The 19,670-nt window shown below is 65.6% G+C and carries 26 protein-coding genes; 22 read left to right on the forward strand and 4 right to left on the reverse strand.

Features of this window, described 5'->3' with window-relative positions:
* Positions 1-50: 50 nt before the first annotated feature.
* The 4 genes from HRV97_RS02265 to HRV97_RS02280 form a co-directional block, all read right to left on the reverse strand.
* Positions 51-260, reverse strand: coding sequence for a DUF2842 domain-containing protein (locus HRV97_RS02265; RefSeq protein ID WP_174192062.1), 210 nt, complete (start codon positions 258-260; stop codon positions 51-53).
* On the reverse strand, positions 257-799 hold the full coding sequence (locus HRV97_RS02270) for a 5-formyltetrahydrofolate cyclo-ligase (RefSeq protein ID WP_174192063.1): 543 nt from the start codon (positions 797-799) through the stop codon (positions 257-259). Before HRV97_RS02270 ends, HRV97_RS02265 begins: the two co-directional genes overlap by 4 nt.
* 294 nt (positions 800-1,093) lie before the next feature.
* Positions 1,094-1,399, reverse strand: coding sequence for a cell division protein ZapA (locus tag HRV97_RS02275; protein ID WP_174192064.1), 306 nt, complete (start codon positions 1,397-1,399; stop codon positions 1,094-1,096).
* Positions 1,399-1,575 carry a hypothetical protein gene (locus tag HRV97_RS02280; protein WP_174192065.1) on the reverse strand — a complete coding sequence of 59 codons (177 nt, stop codon included), beginning with the start codon at positions 1,573-1,575 and terminating at the stop codon, positions 1,399-1,401. The genes HRV97_RS02275 and HRV97_RS02280 overlap by 1 nt, the downstream gene beginning before the upstream one ends.
* Positions 1,576-1,758: 183 nt before the next feature.
* Between HRV97_RS02280 and gap the strand changes: the two genes are divergently transcribed.
* The 22 genes from gap to nuoK all read left to right on the forward strand — a co-directional run bounded on the left by gap (position 1,759) and on the right by nuoK (position 19,668).
* Positions 1,759-2,760, forward strand: coding sequence for a type I glyceraldehyde-3-phosphate dehydrogenase (gene gap / locus HRV97_RS02285; RefSeq protein ID WP_174192066.1), 1,002 nt, complete (start codon positions 1,759-1,761; stop codon positions 2,758-2,760).
* A gap of 55 nt (positions 2,761-2,815) precedes the next feature.
* The gene (locus HRV97_RS02290; RefSeq protein ID WP_174192067.1) at positions 2,816-3,343 is read left to right on the forward strand and encodes an MOSC domain-containing protein; all 528 of its coding nucleotides are present in this window, start codon (positions 2,816-2,818) and stop codon (positions 3,341-3,343) included.
* Positions 3,268-4,458 carry a phosphoglycerate kinase gene (locus HRV97_RS02295; protein ID WP_174192068.1) on the forward strand — a complete coding sequence of 397 codons (1,191 nt, stop codon included), beginning with the start codon at positions 3,268-3,270 and terminating at the stop codon, positions 4,456-4,458. The genes HRV97_RS02290 and HRV97_RS02295 overlap by 76 nt, the downstream gene beginning before the upstream one ends.
* A 663-nt stretch (positions 4,459-5,121) precedes the next feature.
* Positions 5,122-5,349, forward strand: coding sequence for a ribbon-helix-helix protein, CopG family (locus tag HRV97_RS02300; RefSeq protein ID WP_174192630.1), 228 nt, complete (start codon positions 5,122-5,124; stop codon positions 5,347-5,349).
* Positions 5,340-5,669 carry a type II toxin-antitoxin system PemK/MazF family toxin gene (locus HRV97_RS02305; protein ID WP_343044408.1) on the forward strand — a complete coding sequence of 110 codons (330 nt, stop codon included), beginning with the start codon at positions 5,340-5,342 and terminating at the stop codon, positions 5,667-5,669. The genes HRV97_RS02300 and HRV97_RS02305 overlap by 10 nt, the downstream gene beginning before the upstream one ends.
* A gap of 24 nt (positions 5,670-5,693) precedes the next feature.
* Positions 5,694-6,602 (forward strand): class I fructose-bisphosphate aldolase, encoded by a 909-nt coding sequence (locus HRV97_RS02310; RefSeq protein ID WP_174192069.1) that lies wholly within the window; start codon positions 5,694-5,696, stop codon positions 6,600-6,602.
* A gap of 103 nt (positions 6,603-6,705) precedes the next feature.
* Positions 6,706-7,401 carry a thiamine phosphate synthase gene (gene thiE, locus HRV97_RS02315; RefSeq protein WP_174192070.1) on the forward strand — a complete coding sequence of 232 codons (696 nt, stop codon included), beginning with the start codon at positions 6,706-6,708 and terminating at the stop codon, positions 7,399-7,401.
* Between the two features lie 112 nt (positions 7,402-7,513).
* The gene (locus HRV97_RS02320; protein WP_425505713.1) at positions 7,514-8,047 is read left to right on the forward strand and encodes a M23 family metallopeptidase; all 534 of its coding nucleotides are present in this window, start codon (positions 7,514-7,516) and stop codon (positions 8,045-8,047) included.
* 63 nt (positions 8,048-8,110) lie between these two features.
* The gene (gene efp, locus HRV97_RS02325) at positions 8,111-8,674 is read left to right on the forward strand and encodes an elongation factor P (protein WP_174192072.1); all 564 of its coding nucleotides are present in this window, start codon (positions 8,111-8,113) and stop codon (positions 8,672-8,674) included.
* A gap of 219 nt (positions 8,675-8,893) precedes the next feature.
* Positions 8,894-9,706 carry an inositol monophosphatase family protein gene (locus HRV97_RS02330; protein WP_174192073.1) on the forward strand — a complete coding sequence of 271 codons (813 nt, stop codon included), beginning with the start codon at positions 8,894-8,896 and terminating at the stop codon, positions 9,704-9,706.
* Between the two features lie 148 nt (positions 9,707-9,854).
* On the forward strand, positions 9,855-10,229 hold the full coding sequence (gene ndhC, locus HRV97_RS02335; protein WP_174192074.1) for an NADH-quinone oxidoreductase subunit A: 375 nt from the start codon (positions 9,855-9,857) through the stop codon (positions 10,227-10,229).
* Positions 10,230-10,246: 17 nt separating this feature from the next.
* On the forward strand, positions 10,247-10,789 hold the full coding sequence (locus tag HRV97_RS02340) for a NuoB/complex I 20 kDa subunit family protein (protein ID WP_174192632.1): 543 nt from the start codon (positions 10,247-10,249) through the stop codon (positions 10,787-10,789).
* A complete protein-coding gene (locus tag HRV97_RS02345; RefSeq protein ID WP_174192075.1) occupies positions 10,786-11,643 on the forward strand; it encodes an NADH-quinone oxidoreductase subunit C in 858 nt (285 codons plus the stop codon). The genes HRV97_RS02340 and HRV97_RS02345 overlap by 4 nt, the downstream gene beginning before the upstream one ends.
* Positions 11,644-11,696: 53 nt before the next feature.
* A complete protein-coding gene (locus HRV97_RS02350) occupies positions 11,697-12,950 on the forward strand; it encodes an NADH-quinone oxidoreductase subunit D (protein WP_223176593.1) in 1,254 nt (417 codons plus the stop codon).
* Entirely contained in the window at positions 12,950-13,627 is a 678-nt protein-coding gene (locus tag HRV97_RS02355) for a complex I 24 kDa subunit family protein (protein ID WP_174192076.1), read from the forward strand. Before HRV97_RS02350 ends, HRV97_RS02355 begins: the two co-directional genes overlap by 1 nt.
* The gene (locus HRV97_RS02360; protein ID WP_174192077.1) at positions 13,620-13,850 is read left to right on the forward strand and encodes a hypothetical protein; all 231 of its coding nucleotides are present in this window, start codon (positions 13,620-13,622) and stop codon (positions 13,848-13,850) included. Before HRV97_RS02355 ends, HRV97_RS02360 begins: the two co-directional genes overlap by 8 nt.
* Positions 13,847-15,163 (forward strand): NADH-quinone oxidoreductase subunit NuoF, encoded by a 1,317-nt coding sequence (nuoF, locus tag HRV97_RS02365; RefSeq protein WP_174192078.1) that lies wholly within the window; start codon positions 13,847-13,849, stop codon positions 15,161-15,163. Before HRV97_RS02360 ends, nuoF begins: the two co-directional genes overlap by 4 nt.
* A complete protein-coding gene (gene nuoG, locus HRV97_RS02370; protein WP_174192079.1) occupies positions 15,163-17,157 on the forward strand; it encodes an NADH-quinone oxidoreductase subunit NuoG in 1,995 nt (664 codons plus the stop codon). Before nuoF ends, nuoG begins: the two co-directional genes overlap by 1 nt.
* Positions 17,158-17,183: 26 nt before the next feature.
* Positions 17,184-18,200, forward strand: a complete 1,017-nt coding sequence (gene nuoH, locus HRV97_RS02375) for an NADH-quinone oxidoreductase subunit NuoH (protein WP_174192634.1) — start codon at positions 17,184-17,186, stop codon at positions 18,198-18,200.
* A gap of 1 nt (position 18,201) precedes the next feature.
* Positions 18,202-18,687 carry an NADH-quinone oxidoreductase subunit NuoI gene (gene nuoI, locus HRV97_RS02380; RefSeq protein WP_174192080.1) on the forward strand — a complete coding sequence of 162 codons (486 nt, stop codon included), beginning with the start codon at positions 18,202-18,204 and terminating at the stop codon, positions 18,685-18,687.
* Positions 18,688-18,733: 46 nt separating this feature from the next.
* Complete coding sequence (locus HRV97_RS02385; RefSeq protein ID WP_174192081.1) at positions 18,734-19,345, forward strand: NADH-quinone oxidoreductase subunit J; 612 nt, start codon at positions 18,734-18,736, stop codon at positions 19,343-19,345.
* Between the two features lie 8 nt (positions 19,346-19,353).
* Positions 19,354-19,668, forward strand: a complete 315-nt coding sequence (gene nuoK / locus HRV97_RS02390; protein WP_037523803.1) for an NADH-quinone oxidoreductase subunit NuoK — start codon at positions 19,354-19,356, stop codon at positions 19,666-19,668.
* Positions 19,669-19,670: the final 2 nt, after the last annotated feature.

A 19,670-nucleotide genomic window follows, 5' to 3' on the forward strand; every position in this document is an offset into this window, starting at 1 on the left:
CCACCCTCAGGCGTTTTCCTCAGCATCATCGGTTCCGATTTAGCAGCGGTTCACGCGCGCCACCGGCCCGTCTCCATCCAGCGCAGCAGCGGCTTGAGCGGCGTAATCCAGATGATGCCCGCGACCAGGTAGAAGGCAAACTGGAGCGTCCAGTGCCACTGGCCGACCACGCCCGACAGCGACATGATCACGATCGACCAGATCGCGATCAGCCCCAGGATCGCGAGCATGCCAACGGGTTTGCGCCAATCCGGGGTCATCGCGTGATCCATTCCTGTTCGGTGACGATCGCGTGGAGCGGGGCGTCCCACGCGTCGGGTTCGATGTCCGCCACCTCCTGCACACTCCAGGCGACGCCGATGCGGGTGGCGTTGGGGTAATCGGCAAAGGCGCGGTCGTAATGCCCCGCGCCCTGTCCCACGCGGTTGAGCGCGCGGTCGAACGCGACCAGCGGCGTCAGCACGAGGTCGGGCGCGAGCCGCTCGTTGCCCAGCGCGGGTTGGCGTAGCCGATAGGGACCGTCGACCAGCGCGTCGTCCTCGTTCCACGGCACGAACACCAGCGGGGTCGCGCGGTCAACGACGTGAGGAAGCGCGATCCGGCACCCCGCTGCACGAGCGGCGGCGATCAGCGGACCAGGGTCGGCCTCGCTGCCAACGGCTACGTAGGCGACGACGATCATGTCGGGTGCGAACAGCGCACGCAGCGGGGCGGGCACGCTGATTGTTGGACGCGCGCGAACGACGAAGGCGTCGCGGATGCGGCGCATGTCGCCGCGAAGCTGCTTCTTGTCGGTCATGCGCATCGCCGAAGGGGGTAGCGCGAGAAGCGTCGCCCGACGCTCACCCGGCAAGCGAACCGTGGCACCCTCCAGCGCCGGATCAGCTGCTGCTCGATCATCGTCGCTCGGACGGCATAGGGGCGGGTGGCGGGACCGCCATGGTCGTTTGCCGGTATATCCACCGACGCACAGTACGTCAGGTGGGGATCATGTACGTCGGACCAGGGTCCGGGCAGGGACAACCCCCTATGGATGATGAATAGCCTCAGGGATAAGTCTGGCTCGTGCCGGGCAGAACCCGCCACCGCCAACTTAGGGCTTCGCCGCCTCGTCCTCAAGAGCCGATGCGAGCGTTTCCAGCCGCTCGGCAATGCGACCCAGCGCGACGTCGGCCGGCGTCTCGGGTGGGGGTGCCTCGCGTGCCTCGATCAGCGCGTCGGCAAGCATTAGCGCGGTCAGCAGAAAGGTGCGCTGCACCCCGCCCGAACCCGCCGCGCGCCGTGCCAAGGCCCAGCGTTCCTCGATCAGCGCACCCGCCTGCATCAGCCGTGCCTCGCCGCCGTCGCGGCACGCGACCTCGTGCGACAGGTCGCCAATCTTGAGCGTGACCATCGCCATTATTCCGCCCCCTCACGCGCCATCACCGCGTCGAGCGCTGCGACCGCCTCCGCCATGCGCGATTTCAGCGCGGCGTGACGCTCGGCGATCGCCTCGGCGGCGACGCGGCGGCGCGCGATCGCCGCCTCGATTCGTTCAATCGCTTGTTCGATGCGGGCGAGGGCCGGATGATCCATGACGCAGACGGATAGGCAGCCGTCCGCGACCCGGCAAGATATTGCTTGAACACGAGGGTTTCACGTGTGCACCGGCGCGCGCACGTCATACGCCGCGCCGAATACGTCCGATGCGGTTGACGCACCCCCCGCTTGCCCGGCAAAGGCCGCTGCAACTGCGAACAGGCGGGTGAGGAAGAAGCGATGACCAAGGTAGCGATCAACGGTTTCGGGCGCATCGGCCGCCTGGTGGCGCGCGCGCTGATCGAGCGGAACAGCGACCTCGAACTCGTCACCATCAACGACCTGGCCGATGCCAAGTCGAACGCCTGGCTGTTCAGCCGCGACAGCGTCCACGGCCGCTTCAACGGCACCGTCGAGGCCGAGGGCAACGACCTCGTCATCGACGGCAAGCGCATCCGCGTGACCGCGGAGCGTGATCCCGCCAACCTGCCGCACAAGGAACTGGGCGTCGACATCGTGCTCGAATGCACCGGCTTCTTCACCGACCGCGCCAGCGCGCAGAAGCACATCGACGCGGGCGCGAAGAAGGTGCTGATCTCCGCGCCGGCCAAGGGCGTCGACATCACCGTCGTCTACGGCGTCAACGACGACAAGCTCGAGGCCGGTCACACGATCGTGTCGAACGCATCGTGCACCACCAACTGCCTCGCGCCCGTCGCCAAGGTGCTGAACGACGCGATCGGGATCGAGCGTGGGCTGATGACCACGATCCACGCCTATACCAACGACCAGAAGATTCTCGACCAGATCCACCCCGACCTGCGCCGTGCGCGCGCGGCCGCGATGAGCATGATCCCGACGACCACGGGTGCGGCCCGCGCGGTGGGCGAGGTGCTGCCGGAGCTCAAGGGCAAGCTCGACGGATCGGCGGTCCGCGTGCCGGTGCCGGACGGCAGCCTGGTCGACCTGACCTTCACCCCCGCGCGCGACACCACGCGCGAAGAGGTCAACGAGCTGCTCAAGGCCGCGGCCGAAGGCCCGATGAAGGGCGTGCTCCATTTCTCCGACGAGCCGCTCGTCTCGATTGACATCGTCCACACGCCGTACTCGTCGACCGTCGACAGCCTGGAAACCGCGGTGATCGACGGCAAGCTGGTGCGCGTCGTCAGCTGGTACGACAATGAATGGGGCTTCTCCAACCGCATGGTCGACACCGCCACCGCGATGGCAAACTTCGACTAAATCACTTCCGCGCCGTCGCGACGCGATCGCGGCGGCGCCCAATCACGGATAAACGATGGGCATCCTCCTCGGCATCGCGCGCCACGCTTTCCCCAAGGCGCCGATGGAGCTGATCGACCACGCGGTCGTGACGTGCGAGGAGGGCATCCACGGCGACTATCGCGGCGCGATGAAGCGCAAGCCCTACAAGCGGCAGATGACGCTGATTGAGCGTGGCGACTGGGCCGCGGCACTGGCCGAGATCGGCGAGAGTATCGGTTGGGAGATGCGACGCTCCAACCTGCTGATCGACCAGTTCGACCTGCCGCAGGTGCCAGGCGTCCTGCTCAGGATCGGTGCGGACGTGGTGGTGGAGATCACGCGCGAGACCGATCCGTGCGAGCGGATGGAAGCACTCGCACCGGGGTTGAAGGCGGCGCTGCTGCCCGACTGGCGCGGCGGCGCGTGCGCGATGGTGAGACAAGGCGGCGTGATTGCCGTCGGTGACAGGATCAGGATCGAGGAATCATGGACAAGTCCTTCCGAACGCTCGACGACATCAGCGACGTTCACGGCCGCCGCGTCCTCGTACGCGAGGATCTGAACGTACCGCTTCACGACGGGCAGGTGAGCGACGACACTCGCCTGCGCGCCACGGTGCCGACGATCGCCGAACTGTCCGACAAGGGCGCGATCGTGCTGATCCTGGCGCATTTCGGCCGACCCAAGGGCCTGCCGTCGCCGGACATGTCGCTGGCGCAGATCGTGAAGCCCTATGAAGCGGTGCTCGGCCGCGCGGTGCGCTACATTGACTGGGAAGGTGCCGAAGCCGCGATCGCGACGATGCAGCCGGGCGACGTCGGCGTACTGGAGAACACGCGCTTCTTCGGTGGCGAAGAGAAGAACGACGCGCAAGTCGTTGATCTTTTTGCTACCTTGGGCGACCTCTACGTCAACGACGCGTTCTCCGCCGCGCACCGCGCGCACGCTTCGACCGAGGGGCTGGCGCGCCGCCTGCCGGCCTATGCCGGCCGGCAGATGGAGGCCGAGCTGGACGCTCTGGAGAAAGCGCTCGGCAATCCCGAACACCCGGTCGCCGCGGTCGTCGGCGGCGCCAAGGTGTCGACCAAGCTCGACGTGCTCAAGCACCTGGTCGCGCGCGTCGATCACCTCATCATCGGCGGCGGCATGGCCAACACGTTCCTCGCCGCGCGCGGGGTGAACGTCGGCAAGAGCCTGTGCGAGCACGACCTGACCGGCACCGCGGAGGAGATCCTCGACGCCGCCGACAAGGCGGGCTGCACCGTTCACCTGCCGTACGACGTCGTGGTCGCGCGCGAGTTCAAGCCGAACCCGGAAACGCGCACCGTCAATGTCCACGAGGTCGCCGTCGACGAGATGATCCTGGACATCGGGCCTGCCGCGGCCGAGTCGCTCGGCGACGTGCTCAAGAACTGCCGCACATTGGTGTGGAACGGCCCGCTCGGCGCATTCGAGACCCCGCCGTTCGACGCCGCCACCGTCGCGCTCGCCCGCACCGCGGCGGCGCTGACCAAGGAAGGCGGCCTCGTCTCGGTCGCGGGCGGCGGCGACACGGTCGCTGCACTCAACCAGGCAGGCGTCGCGGGCGACTTCAGCTTCGTCTCGACCGCGGGCGGCGCGTTCCTGGAATGGATGGAAGGCCGCGAGCTGCCGGGCGTCGCAGCTCTCGAGCGCTGATTCGGCCACCGGACCTGCACGCCTGTCCTACAAGAGCGCACGTCTGTTATCCAACGTGCGCTCTTTGAACCGTTCGATCGCTATCTGCCCGACGCCGGTGTCGCCCCACGACGTAGCGGCCTGACCTCGGCAGAGATTGCAGCCCGGCCGCGTCAGCTCCGCCGAAACCCGCGACCGCGCGCTGCCGCAACCGCGGAGCAATCTCTAATCATCTCCCTCTCGTCATCCCGGACTTGATTCGGGATCCCGCTGCCTTCTCCTCCCGTCACCAAGAAGCAGGACCCCGGATCAAGTCCGGCTTGACGGACGAAGGTACGCAAATCCGGCCCAACAACGCATCTCGCGACCTCTTACCGCTCGCGCCCGTTCTGCCGACCCGATCGCACACGCCTTGGCGTGACCTTAGCGTGACCTTTCGCGAAGTCGCATCCGTCCGGCCGGCTCGATCGGACCCGCCTTGGTGTGACTTTAGCGTGACCTTCCGCGCACGCGTGGCCAACGCACGCACGTCCATCTCACCATATGCCCGGCCCCCTACGCTAACCGCACACCGGATCGAACGCGCCGCGCGGGACAGGTTTCACGTCTCCCGACTTGCGCCGCCGGCCACACAGGCGTAGCGACGTTTAACACGTTCAACAAAGGAGCGCGGGCTTGCTGGGTGTGCGATTGGACGAGGAGCTCGAGCGGCGTCTCGCCGCAGTGGCTCGCTCGCAGGGTCGCAGCAAGAGCGACATCGCGCGCGAGGCCGTGCGTCGCTACGTCGACCTCCACGACGAAGCGTTCCGCCGCGAGGCGCGTCGCCAGTCGCAGCGCGCGTCCCGTCGCCAGGCCGACGACGATTACCACTTCTGGGACGTGATCGAGCAGGAGGATGCGGCGTGGAGGTGACGCACGGCGCCATCGTCATGGTCGCGCCGCCGGCCGACGAGGGGCCCTCACGCGCCAGCGTCGTCGTACAGGCTGACCTGTTCAACGAAACGCACGCGACCGTCACCGTCTGTCCGCTAACCGACGTGATCGGCGGCGAAACGCTGTTCCGCGTCGCCATCTCGCCGCAGGAACATACCGGTCTGACGGTTGAGTGCGAGGTGCAGGTGGATCGCATCACCTCGGTCCGGCGTCACCGCATCGTCAAGGTAATCGGCCATGCCTCCGCCACCCGCATGGAGCAGGTGGATCAGGCATTGCGCCGCTGGCTTAACCTCTAACGACCAAATACTTAGGAGTTGAACATGACCCCGATCGTCAAGAACATCCTCGATAAATACGAGGGCACCAGTCCCGCGGTGAAGGCCAATCTCGCGCGCATCCTGATGCACGGCAAGCTGGGCGGCACCGGCAAGCTGCTGATCCTGCCGGTCGATCAGGGTTTCGAGCACGGCCCGGCGCGGTCGTTCTCGGTCAATCCCGCCGCCTACGATCCGCACTACCATTACCAGATCGCGATCGACGCCGGCCTGTCGGCCTATGCCGCCCCGCTCGGCATGCTGGAGGCGGGCGCCGACACGTTCGCGGGACAGATTCCGACGATCCTCAAGGTCAATTCTTCGAACAGCTGGGCGACCAGCATCAACCAGGCGCAGACCGGCAGCGTCGAGGACGCGCTGCGGCTCGGCTGCGCCGCGATCGGCTTCACCATTTACCCGGGCTCCGACCACATCTTCGAGATGATGGAGCAGATCCGCAGCCTGCGAGAGGAAGCATCGGCTGCCGGCCTCGCCACGGTGATCTGGTCCTATCCGCGCGGGGGCGACATCTCCAAGGACGGCGAGCTCGCGCTCGACGTCGGTGCCTATGCCGCGCACATGGCCGCGCTGCTCGGCGCGCACATCATCAAGGTCAAGCTGCCGAGCGCGCATATCGAGCAGAAGGATGCGAAGAAGGCGTACGAGAAGCTCGATGCTTCGACCCAGGCGAAGCGCGTCGCGCACGTCGTCCAGTCGAGCTTCGCCGGGCGCCGCGTGGTTGTCTTCTCGGGCGGTGCGTCGAAGGGTTCGGACGCGGTGTACCAGGACGCGCGCGACATCCGCGATGGTGGCGGCAACGGCTCGATCATCGGGCGCAACACCTTCCAGCGCGAGCGCGGCGAGGCGCTGGAGATGCTGACCAAGCTGATCGCAATCTACAAGAACGAGGAATAAGTCGCTGTTATCGCGGCCGTCCCACGCGACGGGGCGGCTGCGATAGGTGCCGACGCTCGCCTTGGTGCTTCCGTCACGATCGACGAGGCGCTAGGGCGGCGCGATGGACATCGAAGACCCGCTCGGCCCGCTCGATCCTGGTTTCGCCGCCGCCTTCAAGCGCGACGACCGGCGGCCGCCGTGCCAATTGTACCTCGTCTCCCCGCTCGACGTCAGTGGCGGCTTCCCCGATCGGCTGCGCCGCGCGCTGGGCGCCGGGCCGGTTGCGGCGTTCCAGTTCCGCGTCAAGGGCATCGACCAGCACGCCGCGGCCAAGCTCGCCGAGCCGCTCCGGGAGATCTGCGCCGAGCACGACGTCGCCTTCATCGTCAACGACAGCGCGAGCCTGGCTAAGAGGCTGGGGGCTGACGGCGTCCATCTCGGGCAGGATGACGACGACCCACGCGACGCGCGCGCGCTGCTCGGCCCCGACGTGCAGATCGGCGTAACCTGCCACGACAGCCGCCACCTCGCGATGGAAGCGGGTGAGGCGAACGCGGACTATGTCGCCTTCGGCGCCTTCTACCCGACCACGACCAAGGAAGTGAAGCACCACCCCGAGCCGTCGATCCTGTCGTGGTGGTCGACCTTGTTCGAGCTGCCGAGCGTTGCGATCGGCGGGATCACGCCCGCCAATGTCGCGCCGCTGGTCGGGGCAGGCGCCGACTTTGTCGCGGCGTCGGGATCGGTCTGGAACGGCGACGAGGCGGCGGCGGTAAAGGCGTTCGAGGCGGCGCTGGCGGCCGCGCATCGGGGCTGACGGACGCGGCGCGCTTGACGCCTGCGGCCGACGCGCCATGCTGGGGGGTATGACACGGCTTGGCGCCATCATTTCTGCAGTGATCGTTCTGGCGGTGATTGGCTTCGCGTCGATGCTCTCGTTCGGTCCTGCCCCCGCGACGCCGAAGCAGGCCGGCGTGTCCCGCGACGTTCCCGCCCCTGCATCTACACCCACCACGAGTGAGGGGCTGCGCGTACCCGTCGCGGGCGTGCCGCGCTCGGCCATACGCGACAGCTGGGGCGAGGCGCGCGAGGGCGGCGCGCGTGGGCATCACGGCACCGACATCATGGCGCGCGCGGGCACGCCGGTGATCGCGGCGGCCGATGGCTGGGTCGAGAAGTTGTTCGAGAGCGGACGCGGCGGTACGACGCTATACCAGCGCTCGGCCGACCGACGCTGGACCTATTACTACGCGCATCTTGCCGGCTACGCGCCGGGCGTGCGCGAAGGCATGCGGGTACGCGCCGGGCAGGTGCTGGGCTACGTCGGCGACACCGGTGACGCGGGCGCGGGCAACTATCACCTGCATTTCGGGCTCACGCGGATGCACGGTGATGAGCGCTGGTGGCAGGGCGACAACGTCAACCCGTATCCGCTTCTTGCCCGCCAGCCCGCCGGGCGCTAGACGGCGCGCACCGGCTATCCGCCCGCGTGCGGCAGCCCCAGCTCTTTTCCATAGGCGAGATCCATGAAGATCAGTGGCGTGGACATCCGTCCCGGCAATATCATCGAGTATGAAGGCGGCATCTGGCGCGCCGTGAAGATTCAGCACACCCAGCCCGGCAAGGGCGGAGCGTACATGCAGGTCGAGTTGAAGAACCTGCGCGACGGGCGCAAGAACAACGTCCGCTTTCGCTCGGCGGAATCGGTCGAGCGCGTGCGGCTCGACACCAAGGACTTTCAATTCCTGTTCGCCGAGGGCGACGGGCTCGTCTTCATGGACAAGCAGACCTACGATCAGGTGACGCTGCCGCGCGACCTCTTAGGCGATGCCGCCGCGTTTCTGCAGGACGGCATGGATGTCGTCATGGAATTGTACGACGAGGATCCGATCAGCGTGCAGCTGCCCGACACGATCGAGGCCGAGATCGTCGAGGCCGACGCGGTGGTGAAGGGCCAGACCGCCTCATCGAGCTACAAGCCCGCGATCCTCGACAACGGCGTGCGCGTCATGGTGCCGCCGCACATTTCGGCAGGAACGCGGATCGTGGTTGATGTGTACGAGCAGACGTATGTGCGGCGAGCCGACTGAGACGATTAGCGGACGCTAATCGCACAGTTGGCCGCCCGGCCGGCGCGCCATCGGCGCGACCGACGACGCGGGCTTTGCCCGCGGCGAGCCGCTGTTTTAAGTGCCCTCATCGAAGGGCCGGGGGAGGGGGCCACCGGGGCGGCCCCATTCTCCCTCACGCAACCATGCGTGAGGCTCCCCAATCCAAACCCTCTCCCCGGAGGGGCGAGGGCTTCTGTCATGCCATCCCATTCCGGCCTGTTCACGATCATTGAGCGCGCGGCACGCAAGGCCGCGCCGCGGCTGCGTCGCGACTTCAACGAGGTCCAGCAGCTCCAGGTCAGCCGCAAGGGGCCCGCGGACTTCGTCAGCCAGGCCGATCAGCGCTGCGAGCAGACGCTGTTCGAGGAATTGTCGAAGGCGCGGCCCGACTGGGGCTTCCTGATGGAGGAGCGTGGCGAGATCGCGGGCGATCCGACCAAGCCGCGCTTCATCGTCGACCCGCTCGATGGCACGTCCAACTTCCTTCACGGTATTCCGCATTTCGCCATCTCGATCGCGGTCGAGGAGCCGCTGCCGAACGGCAAGCGCGAGATCACGACCGCGCTCACCTACCAACCGCTGACCGACGAGAGCTTTTGGGCAGAAAAGGGCCGCGGCGCGTGGTTGCAGGACCAGCGGTTGCGCGTGTCGGCTAGGCGCGAGCCGTCGGAGGCGCTGATCGCGACTGGCATCCCGTTCATGGGTCACGGTGACTTCGTGCAATGGACGCGCATCTTCGGCGGCATCGCGCCGCAGGTGGCGGGCATTCGCCGCCTGGGTGCGGCGACGCTCGACCTCGCCTGGGTCGCGGCGGGACGCTTCGACGGGTTCTGGGAAAGCGACCTGAAGCCGTGGGACGTCTCGGCCGGGGTGCTGCTGGTGAAGGAAGCCGGCGGCTTCGTCACCGATTTCCGCGGCGGCGACCGCTACATGGAGCGCAACGAGTTCCTGGCGTCGAACGACGGCCTGCATTCGAAGCTCCATAAGATGCTGGCGCAATCGCTGCGCTGAGCAGCCGGGCAGGGGTGCCTGGGCGGGGTGTTGCGATTCATTCTCACGCCCCGCGCGCCTTGCCCGTCCCTGCCCAGAGGCTTAAAGCGGCCGGCAATCGTTCGCACATGCAGTACGAGCGTCTGAACGTAGCATTGAGAGTCTGACATTGGTCGACCTGTCGCAATATCTGCCGATCCTGATATTCCTCGGGGTGGCGCTGATCCTGTCCTCGGCGTTCGTGTTCCTGCCGATGGCGGTGTCGCGGATCACGGGCTCGTACAAGCCGACCGCGGAGAAATTGTCCGAATATGAATGCGGTTTCCCCGCGTTCGAGGACAGCCGCAGTCAGTTCGACGTGCGCTTTTATCTCGTTGCCATTCTGTTCATCATCTTCGATTTGGAAGCGGCGTTCCTATATCCTTGGGCGGTAAGCGTTTTCTCGCTCGGATGGACGGCGTGGATCAGCATGATGGTATTTATCGCGGAGCTCGCGCTCGGGCTTGTTTACGCGTGGAAGAAGGGAGCGTTGGAGTGGGAGTAGAAGCACACTCCGGGCCGATCGGGCTCGTCAACGCGCCGGAAACTGGCCGCTCGGTCGTCGCGCCCGATCAGGGTTTCTTTGACGGGTTGAACGGTGAGCTGAACGACAAGGGCTTTTTGGTCACTTCGTCGGAAGAGTTGTTCCAGTGGGCGCGGACGGGCTCGCTCTGGTGGATGACCTTCGGCCTCGCGTGCTGCGCCGTGGAGATGATCCACGTCAACATGCCGCGCTACGATCTGGAGCGCTTCGGGGCCGCGCCGCGCGCGTCTCCGCGCCAGTCGGACGTGATGATCGTCGCGGGCACGCTCTGCAACAAGATGGCTCCGGCGTTGCGCAAGGTCTACGACCAGATGTCGGAGCCGAAGTACGTCATTTCGATGGGCAGCTGCGCCAATGGCGGCGGTTACTATCATTACAGCTACTCGGTGGTGCGCGGCTGCGACCGCGTCGTGCCAGTCGACATCTACGTGCCGGGCTGCCCGCCGACCGCGGAAGCGCTGCTCTATGGCATCATGCAGTTGCAGCGTAAGATCCGCCGCAGCGGGAGCATTGAGCGATGAGGGCGCCGGCACCGGCATACGCCTACAGCCTGAACGACGAGACGATCGCCACCGCGCAGGCCGCGATCGGCGGTGGTTTGGTCGACGCTTTCGCACGTGCGGGCGAGGTGCAGTTGCACGTGACGCGCGAGGCGCTGGTCTCGGCGCTGGTCACGCTGCGCGACACGCCGGGGCTCGAATACCAGCAGTTGATGGAGATCGCTGGCGTCGATTATCCCGATCGCGGGGCCGAGCGGTTCGAGGTCGTCTACTGCCTGCTTTCGTTGACGCGTAACCATCGCCTGCACGTCCACGTGCGCGCGTCAGAGGACACGCCGGTACCGAGCGTAACAGGGCTGTGGCCAGTCGCGGGCTGGCTCGAGCGCGAAGTGTACGACATGTACGGCGTGCTGTTCGCGGGCAATCAGGACCTGCGCCGCATCCTGACCGATTATGGCTTCCGCGGTCACCCGTTTCGCAAGGACTTCCCGCTCTCTGGCTTCGTCGAGATGCGTTATTCCGAGGAGCAGAAGCGGGTCGTCTACGAGCCGGTCAAGCTGGCACAGGATTTTCGCAGCTTCGACTTCATGAGCCCGTGGGAAGGCGCCGAATACGTACTGCCGGGCGATGAAAAGGCGAAGGATGCCGCCTTGCCGCAGGCCAAGGGTGCACAGACCCCGGTGAACGCTACGCAGGTGCAAAATGCGGGCGCGACCAAGACCGATGCCAAAGCGCCGGCCGCGTCGAGCGAGCCTTACGCGAAGACCGATGCGACGAGCACCGCGGAGACGGGCGCTGGCAAGGACAATCCTGATTCCAAACCCAAGCCCGCCGACCCCGATGTCGTGCCCGGCAAGGGAGGGCAGAACCAATGACCGATACCTTGGTAGGTAACGACCCGTCCGTTGGGCATCAGCCCGACAAGACGATGACCGTCGATCGTGAGATTGATCCCGCGGTCGAGAAGATTGTTGGCGCGACCGATGCCTCGCACCCGAGCGAGGGTGATGTCGCGATCCAGAACTACACGATCAACTTCGGCCCGCAGCACCCTGCGGCCCACGGCGTGCTGCGGCTCGTCATGGAGCTGGACGGCGAGATCATCGAGCGGATCGACCCGCACGTCGGGCTGCTCCACCGCGGCACCGAGAAGCTGATCGAGTACAAGACCTACGCGCAGGCGATCCCGTATTTCGACCGGCTCGATTACTGCTCGCCGATGTGCATGGAGCACACGTTCGTGCTCGCGATCGAGAAGCTGCTCGACCTCGAAGTGCCGCTGCGCGCGCAATATCTGCGCGTGTTCTTCGCCGAGCTGACGCGCATCTCCAACCATATGCTGAATCTCGGTTCGCACGTGATGGACGTCGGCGCGATGACGCCCAACCTGTGGTTGTTCGAGATCCGCGAGGATTGCTACGGCTTTTTCGAGCGTGCGTCGGGTGCGCGGATGCACCACAATTACATGCGGCCGGGCGGTGTCCACCAGGACGTGCCGCTGAAGCTATTGACCGACATCGCCGACTGGCTCGACACGCGCTTGCCGCGCTTGTTCGAGGACGCAATCAGTCTTGTCGCCGACAATCGGATCTTCAAGCAGCGCAACGTCGACATCGGCACCGTCAGTCGCGACGACGCGATCGCATGGGGCTTCTCTGGCCCGATGATCCGTGCCGCGGGTATCCCGTGGGATCTGCGCAAGTCGCAGCCTTACGACGTGTATGACCGGATGGACTTCGACATTCCCGTCGGCACGCGCGGTGACTGCTACGATCGCTTCATGGTCCGCGTGGAGGAAGTGCGTCAGTCGGCGCGCATCATGCGTCAGTGCTTGAACGAGATGCCCGAAGGGCCGATCGCCAGCCTCGACCGCAAGGTCGTGCCGCCCAAGCGCGCCGAGATGAAGCAGTCGATGGAAGCGCTGATCCATCACTTCAAGCTCTACACCGAGGGCTATCACGTGCCGGCGGGGGAAGTGTATGTCGCGACCGAGAGCCCAAAGGGCGAGTTCGGCGTGTATCTGGTCAGCGACGGCAGCAACAAGCCGTACCGCTGCAAGATCCGTCCGACCGCCTTCTCGCACCTGCAGGCGATGGACTTCATGAGCCGCGGCCACATGCTCGCGGACACCACCGCGATCCTGGGCGCGATGGATATCGTTTTTGGTGAATGTGATCGCTGATGGCTGACGGACCGCAGATCCCCGACGAGGCCGAGACCCGTGCGCGCTGGGGCGCGTTCGCGTGGAGCGAAGCGAACCAGATCAAGCGCAACGAGATCCTCGGGCGTTATCCCAAGGGCCGCGAGCAGTCGGGCTCGATCCCGCTGCTCGACCTGGCGCAGCGCCAGGTGGGCGAGGAGACGAACACACAGGGCTGGCTGCCTGTGCCGGTGATCGAGTTCGTCGCGCGCGAGATAGGTGTGCCCTACATCCGCGTGTTTGAGGTCGCGACCTTCTACACGATGTTCAATCTCGCTCCGGTCGGGCGTTTCCACGTCCAGGTGTGCGGCACGACGCCGTGCGTGCTGCGCGGGTCGGACGACGTGTTCGCGGCGTGCAAGAACAAGGGATTGATCAAGGGGCGTACGACCCCCGACGGCCTGTTCACGCTGACCGAGGTCGAGTGCATGGGCAATTGCGCGTCGGCGCCGATGGTCCAGATCAACGACGACAATTACGAGGACCTCGACTACGATCGCACCACCGCGATCCTGGAAGCGCTGGCGAACGGCGAGACGCCGAAGGCCGGCTCGCAGGAGCCGGGGCGCCACACGGTCGAGCCGTACGGCGGTCCGACCACGCTGACTGCAATGGTTGGCGAGAACTACGATTACCGCGGGGAGTGGGCCAATGGCTGACACCGAGATCGCCAGCCATACGCTGGAGTGGATGAAGCGGATCAGCGCCAAGCTCGACAACATCGGGCTCGAACTGGGTGACATGAAATTGCGTCTATCCGCAGTCGAGGACCATATGTCCGGTCTGACTGTCTCCAACGCGGGCATCACTCATCGGCTTGACCGGGTGGAAGGGCGGTTGGATCGCATGGAGCGTCGACTAGAGTTGAGGGACGGGCAGTGAGTCTCGCCGACAAGGATCGTATCTTCACCAACCTGTACGGCTTCCAGTCGTGGCGGGTGGATGCCGCGATGCAGCGCGGTGATTGGGACAATACCAAGGACCTGCTGGCACTCGGCCAGGACAAGATCATCGACGTGATCAAGGCGTCGGGTCTGCGCGGGCGCGGTGGTGCGGGTTTCCCGACCGGCACGAAGTGGAGCTTCATGCCGAAGGAGCCCAAGCCCGATCGGCCGAACTTCCTCGTCATCAACGCCGACGAGTCCGAGCCTGGTTCGTGCAAGGACCGCGAGATCATGCGGCACGATCCGCACAAGCTGATCGAGGGTGCGCTAGTCGCGGGCTTCGCGATGCGCGCGCGGGCGGCCTATATCTACATACGCGGTGAATATATCCGCGAGGCCGAGGTGCTGTTCGCCGCGGTCGCTGAGGCGTATGATCGCGGGCTGGTCGGCAAGAACGCGTGCGGGTCGGGCTACGACTTCGACGTGTTCGTCCATCGCGGCGCGGGCGCGTACATCTGCGGTGAGGAAACCGCGATGCTCGAGAGCCTGGAGGGCAAGAAGGGTCAGCCGCGCCTCAAGCCGCCGTTCCCGGCGGGTGCGGGCCTCTACGGCTGCCCGACGACGGTCAACAACGTCGAGTCGATCGCGGTCGCGCCGACGATCCTGCGACGCGGTGCCGCGTGGTTCTCGAGCTTCGGCAACGAGAACAACAAGGGCACCAAGCTGTTCCAGATCAGCGGCCACGTCGAGAAGCCGACAGTGGTCGAGGAAGCGATGAGCATCAGCTTCCGCGAGCTGATCGAGAAGCATTGCGGCGGTATCCGCGGCGGCTGGGACAATCTGCTCGCGGTTATTCCGGGCGGCTCGTCGGTGCCGCTGGTGCCGGCCAAGGACATCATCGACTGTCCGATGGACTTCGACGGGCTGAAAGGCGTCGGCTCGGGCCTGGGTACGGCTGCCGTCATCGTCATGGACAAGTCGACCGACGTCGTCCGCGCGATCAGCCGCATCTCTTACTTCTACAAGCACGAGAGCTGCGGCCAATGCACGCCGTGCCGCGAGGGCACCGGCTGGATGTGGCGCGTAATGGAGCGGCTGCGCACCGGCGACGCCGAGATCGGCGAGATCGATATGCTCCAGCAGGTGACCAAGCAGGTTGAGGGCCACTCGATCTGCGCGCTGGGTGATGCTGCGGCATGGCCGATCCAGGGTTTGATCAAGCATTTCCGCCCCGAGCTGGAGCGCCGCATCCACGAGCGGACAGGAACGATCGGGGGTGATCTCACTCCCATGCAGGAAGCTGCCGAATAATGCCTAAGCTGAAGGTAGACGGGATCGAGGTCGAGGTGCCGCAGGGTGCCACCGTCCTCCAGGCATGCGAGATCGCGGGCAAGGAAATCCCGCGTTTCTGTTATCACGAACGGCTGAGCATCGCGGGCAATTGCCGCATGTGCCTGGTCGAGGTGAAGCCAGGCCCGCCCAAGCCGCAGGCGTCGTGCGCGCTGCCGGCCGCGGACAATCAGGAAGTGTTCACCACCACGCCGATGGTGAAGCACGCCCGTGAGGGCATCATGGAATTCCTGCTGATCAACCACCCGCTCGACTGCCCGATCTGCGATCAGGGCGGTGAGTGCGACCTGCAGGATCAGTCGGTCGCCTATGGTCGCGGGCGCTCGCGCTTTGCCGAGAACAAGCGCGCGGTCACCGAGAAGTACATGGGGCCGATCGTCAAAACGATCATGACCCGCTGCATTCAGTGCACGCGCTGCGTCCGCTTCGCGGAGGAAGTCGCGGGCGTGGAGGAAATCGGCGCGATCTACCGCGGCGAGAACATGCAGATCACCAGCTATCTTGAGGAAGCGGTGACGAGCGAGCTGTCGGGCAACGTGGTCGACCTGTGCCCGGTCGGCGCGCTGACCAGCAAGCCCTACGCGTTCGAAGCGCGGCCGTGGGAGCTGCGCAAGACGCTGTCGATCGACGTGATGGACGCGGTCGGCACCAACATCCGGCTCGATGCGCGTGGGAGACAGGTGCTGCGCGCGGTCCCGCGCGTCAACGACGACGTCAACGAGGAATGGGCGACGGACAAGACGCGTCACGCAGTCGACGGCTTGGTCCGCAAGCGCCTCGATCGTCCGTACGTGCGGCGCGACGGCAAGCTGCATCCCGTTAGCTGGGACGAGGCATTCGCGGTGATCGCGGACGTCGAGCACGGCGGATCGGTCGCGGCGGTCGCGGGCGATCTGGTCGATTGCGAGACGATGTTCGCGGCCAAGGCGCTGCTCACGCAACTCGGCGACGCCAAGTTTGAAGGGCGCCAGACCGGCATGGACTATGACACGTCCAGCCTTGCGGCGGTGAACTTCAACACCACGATCGCGGGCACCGAGGAAGCGGACGCGATCCTGCTCATCGGCACCAATTTGCGCTGGGAAGCCGCGCTGGTGAACACCCGCGTGCGCAAGGCGATCAAGCGCGGTGCCAAGGTGTTCGCGATCGGGCCCGAGACCGAGCTGACCTACAAGGTCGAGTGGCTCGGCGACGATCTGTCGATCCTCGGCAACCTACCCGAGGTGGTGACAGAGGCGTTCGGCAAGGCCGAGCGTCCGATGGTGATCGTCGGCGGTGCGGCGTTGAAGGGCGCACACGGCGCGGCACTTGGCCTCGTCAACAGCCTCAACCTGGTGCGCGATGGCTGGAACGGCTTCAACGTCGTGCACATGGCGGCGAGCCGGATGGGCGGGCTGATGCTCGGCTACGCGTCGAAGGGCGGGATTGCCGACCTGCACGACGCCAAGCTGACCTTCTTCCTCGGCGCGGACGAGTGCGACTTCACGAAATTCACCGGGTTCAAGGTCTTCGTCGGCCACCACGGTGACGGTGGTGCGCACCACGCCGACGTGATTCTGCCGGGTGCGAGCTACGCGGAGAAATCGGGGACGTTCGTCAACCTGGAAGGTCGCGTCCAGCGCGGCGAGCGCGCTGGGTTCCCGCCGGGCGATGCGCGCGAGGACTGGGCGATCTTCCGTGCGCTGTCGGACAAGCTCGGCAAGACGCTGTCGTTCGACACGCTCGACGAGCTACGCGCGGCCATGGCGCTCGACTGTCCCGATCTGGCTGAGCTCGGGCTCAAAAGGTTCGCGTGGAACCCGCCGTCGCTCGGCACGATGGCGTCGGGGCGGATCGAGGGTTACCCGATCAAGGATTTCTATCTCACCAACGCGATCTGCCGCGCGTCGCCGACGATGCAGCGCTGCTCGGCGGAACTGATCCATGGTGAGAGCTTCGCGGAGGCAGCGGAGTGACCGGCTTCTTCAACACAACGCTGGGTATGTCGTACGGCTGGTCGTGGTTCCTCGCCACGATCATCGGCATCCTGGTGATCGCGCTGCCGCTGATGCTGGCGGTCGCGATGATCATCTACGCCGATCGCAAGATCTGGGCGGCGATGGCGCTGCGCCGCGGGCCCAACGTCGTCGGCCCGTTCGGCTTGCTGCAGAGCTTCGCCGACGGTTTGAAGGTGTTCCTGCAGGAAACGATTGTTCCGTCCGCGGCCAACCGTGGCCTGTTCCTGCTCGCGCCGATCATCACCTTCACGGTCGCGCTGATTGTCTGGGCGGTGGTGCCGTTCCAGCCGAGCGTGGTGCTCGCCGACATCAATGTCGGGTTGCTCTACGTGCTCGCGGCGTCGTCGCTGGGTGTATACGGCATCATCCTGGCGGGCTGGTCGTCAAACTCGAAGTATCCGTTCTTCTCCGCAATCCGCGCCGCGGCGCAGATGGTCAGCTACGAAGTTGCGATCGGGTTCGTGCTGATCTCGATTGTGATGTGGGCGGGCACGTTCAACCTGACCGGGATCGTCGAAGCGCAGAAGGGGCTGTACGGGTTCATCAACGGCTTCGCGTTCAACCCGCTGTTGTTTCCGATGTCGGTCGTGTTCCTGATCTCGTCGCTGGCGGAAACGCAGCGCGCACCGTTCGACCTGACCGAGGCGGAGTCGGAGCTCGTCGCAGGGTATCAGACCGAGTACAGCTCGATGAGCTTCGCGCTCTACTGGCTGGGCGAGTACGCCAACGTCCTGCTGATGTGCACGCTGAACGCGACGTTGTTCTGGGGCGGATACCTGCCGCCGTTTGATTGGGCGCCGCTGTACATGGTGCCGGGGATTATCTGGCTGTGCGCCAAGATCCTGTTCTTCTTCTTCGTGTTCTCCTGGATCAAGGCGACGGTGCCGCGCTACCGCTACGACCAGCTGATGCGGCTGGGGTGGAAGGTGTTCCTGCCGTTGTCGTTGTTCTGGGTGTTCCTGGTGTCGGGCGTGCTGATGTTCATGCGCGTGGGGATTTGAAATGAGTATCGCGCAAACGATCAAGTCGTTCACGCTTTGGGAGTTCGTGAAGGCGCACGCCCTCACGCTGAAGTATTTCTTCAAACCCAAGGCGACGATCAACTATCCGTACGAGAAGAACCCGCTCTCCCCGCGCTTCCGCGGCGAGCATGCGCTGCGCCGTTATCCGAACGGCGAGGAACGATGCATTGCGTGCAAGCTGTGCGAGGCGGTGTGCCCGGCGCTGGCGATCACGATCGAGGCCGAACCGCGCGACGACGGCAGCCGCCGCACGACGCGCTACGACATCGACATGACCAAGTGCATCTATTGTGGCCTTTGCCAGGAAGCATGCCCGGTTGACGCAATCGTCGAGGGGCCGAACCTCGATTTCTCGACCGAGACGCGCGAGGAGTTGATCTACGACAAGGCGAAGCTGCTCGATAACGGCGACCGGTGGGAGCGCGCGATTGCGGCGAACCTTGCTGCCGACGCGCCGTACCGTTAAGCGCGCACCACAGACCGACAGGCACCAAAGGGGCTCGTAGAATATCGTGATCCAGGCGCTCGCCTTTTACCTGTTCGCGCTCGTCGTGCTGCTCTCGGGCGCCATGACGATCCTTTCGCGCAACCCGGTCCATTCCGTGCTGTGGCTGATCCTCGCGTTCTTCAACGCCGCGGGGCTGATGGTGCTCGTGGGAGCGGAGTTCATCGCGATGCTGCTCGTCATCGTCTACGTCGGTGCGGTCGCGGTGCTGTTCCTGTTCGTCGTCATGATGCTCGACATCGACTTCGCAGAGCTGAGGGCGGGCTTTGTGCGCTATGCCGCACTCGGCCTGCTGCTCGCGGTCGCGCTGGTCGCGGAGATCCTGATCGGCGTCGGTGCTTGGAGCGCGGGCGGGATCGACCTCGCGCGGCGCGCGGCGCCGACCGACGCGGGCGTTCCCAACATCGAGGCGATCGGGCAGCTGCTCTACACGCGCTACCTCTTCATCTTCGAGGGCGCGGGGCTGGTGCTGCTCGTCGCGATGATCGGCGCGATCGTGCTGACCCACCGCGAGCGCTCGGGATCGCGCTATCAGAACATCGCGCGGCAGAATGCGCGCCGTCCGCAGGACGCGACGCGCAACGTGCGGCCCGAGATCGGGCAGGGAGTGCAATTGTGAGCGGCGAAATCGCGGGCGGCGTCGGCCTCGTCCATTATCTGGTCGTGGCGGCGCTGCTGTTCACGATGGGGGTGCTCGGCATCTTCCTCAACCGCAAGAACATCATCGTCATCCTGATGGCGATCGAGCTGATCCTGCTGGCGGTGAACATCAACCTCGTCGCCTTCTCGGCCGCGCTCCACGATCTCGTGGGACAGGTGTTCGCGATGTTTGTGCTGACGGTGGCGGCGGGTGAGGCCGCGATCGGCCTCGCCATCCTCGTCATCTTCTTCCGCGGTCGCGGGTCGATCTCGGTCGACGATCCCAGCCGGATGAAGGGGTAAGA

Origin of the sequence: Sphingomonas hominis, from assembly GCF_013328205.1 — a bacterium.
GTDB classification, from domain to species: Bacteria; Pseudomonadota; Alphaproteobacteria; order Sphingomonadales; family Sphingomonadaceae; genus Sphingomonas; species Sphingomonas hominis.

Bases quoted from the DNA above. Each gene is read 5' to 3' on its own strand.
- HRV97_RS02265 (WP_174192062.1), bottom strand. From the start codon at position 260: ATGACCCCGGATTGGCGCAAACCCGTTGGCATGCTCGCGATCCTGGGG.
- HRV97_RS02270 (WP_174192063.1), bottom strand. From the start codon at position 799: ATGACCGACAAGAAGCAGCTTCGCGGCGACATGCGCCGCATCCGCGAC.
- HRV97_RS02275 (WP_174192064.1), bottom strand. From the start codon at position 1,399: ATGGCGATGGTCACGCTCAAGATTGGCGACCTGTCGCACGAGGTCGCG.
- HRV97_RS02280 (WP_174192065.1), bottom strand. From the start codon at position 1,575: ATGGATCATCCGGCCCTCGCCCGCATCGAACAAGCGATTGAACGAATC.
- gap (WP_174192066.1), top strand. From the start codon at position 1,759: ATGACCAAGGTAGCGATCAACGGTTTCGGGCGCATCGGCCGCCTGGTG.
- HRV97_RS02290 (WP_174192067.1), top strand. From the start codon at position 2,816: ATGGGCATCCTCCTCGGCATCGCGCGCCACGCTTTCCCCAAGGCGCCG.
- HRV97_RS02295 (WP_174192068.1), top strand. From the start codon at position 3,268: ATGGACAAGTCCTTCCGAACGCTCGACGACATCAGCGACGTTCACGGC.
- HRV97_RS02310 (WP_174192069.1), top strand. From the start codon at position 5,694: ATGACCCCGATCGTCAAGAACATCCTCGATAAATACGAGGGCACCAGT.
- thiE (WP_174192070.1), top strand. From the start codon at position 6,706: ATGGACATCGAAGACCCGCTCGGCCCGCTCGATCCTGGTTTCGCCGCC.
- HRV97_RS02320 (WP_425505713.1), top strand. From the start codon at position 7,514: ATGCTCTCGTTCGGTCCTGCCCCCGCGACGCCGAAGCAGGCCGGCGTG.
- efp (WP_174192072.1), top strand. From the start codon at position 8,111: ATGAAGATCAGTGGCGTGGACATCCGTCCCGGCAATATCATCGAGTAT.
- HRV97_RS02330 (WP_174192073.1), top strand. From the start codon at position 8,894: ATGCCATCCCATTCCGGCCTGTTCACGATCATTGAGCGCGCGGCACGC.
- HRV97_RS02345 (WP_174192075.1), top strand. From the start codon at position 10,786: ATGAGGGCGCCGGCACCGGCATACGCCTACAGCCTGAACGACGAGACG.
- HRV97_RS02350 (WP_223176593.1), top strand. From the start codon at position 11,697: ATGACCGTCGATCGTGAGATTGATCCCGCGGTCGAGAAGATTGTTGGC.
- HRV97_RS02355 (WP_174192076.1), top strand. From the start codon at position 12,950: ATGGCTGACGGACCGCAGATCCCCGACGAGGCCGAGACCCGTGCGCGC.
- HRV97_RS02360 (WP_174192077.1), top strand. From the start codon at position 13,620: ATGGCTGACACCGAGATCGCCAGCCATACGCTGGAGTGGATGAAGCGG.
- nuoG (WP_174192079.1), top strand. From the start codon at position 15,163: ATGCCTAAGCTGAAGGTAGACGGGATCGAGGTCGAGGTGCCGCAGGGT.
- nuoH (WP_174192634.1), top strand. From the start codon at position 17,184: ATGTCGTACGGCTGGTCGTGGTTCCTCGCCACGATCATCGGCATCCTG.
- nuoI (WP_174192080.1), top strand. From the start codon at position 18,202: ATGAGTATCGCGCAAACGATCAAGTCGTTCACGCTTTGGGAGTTCGTG.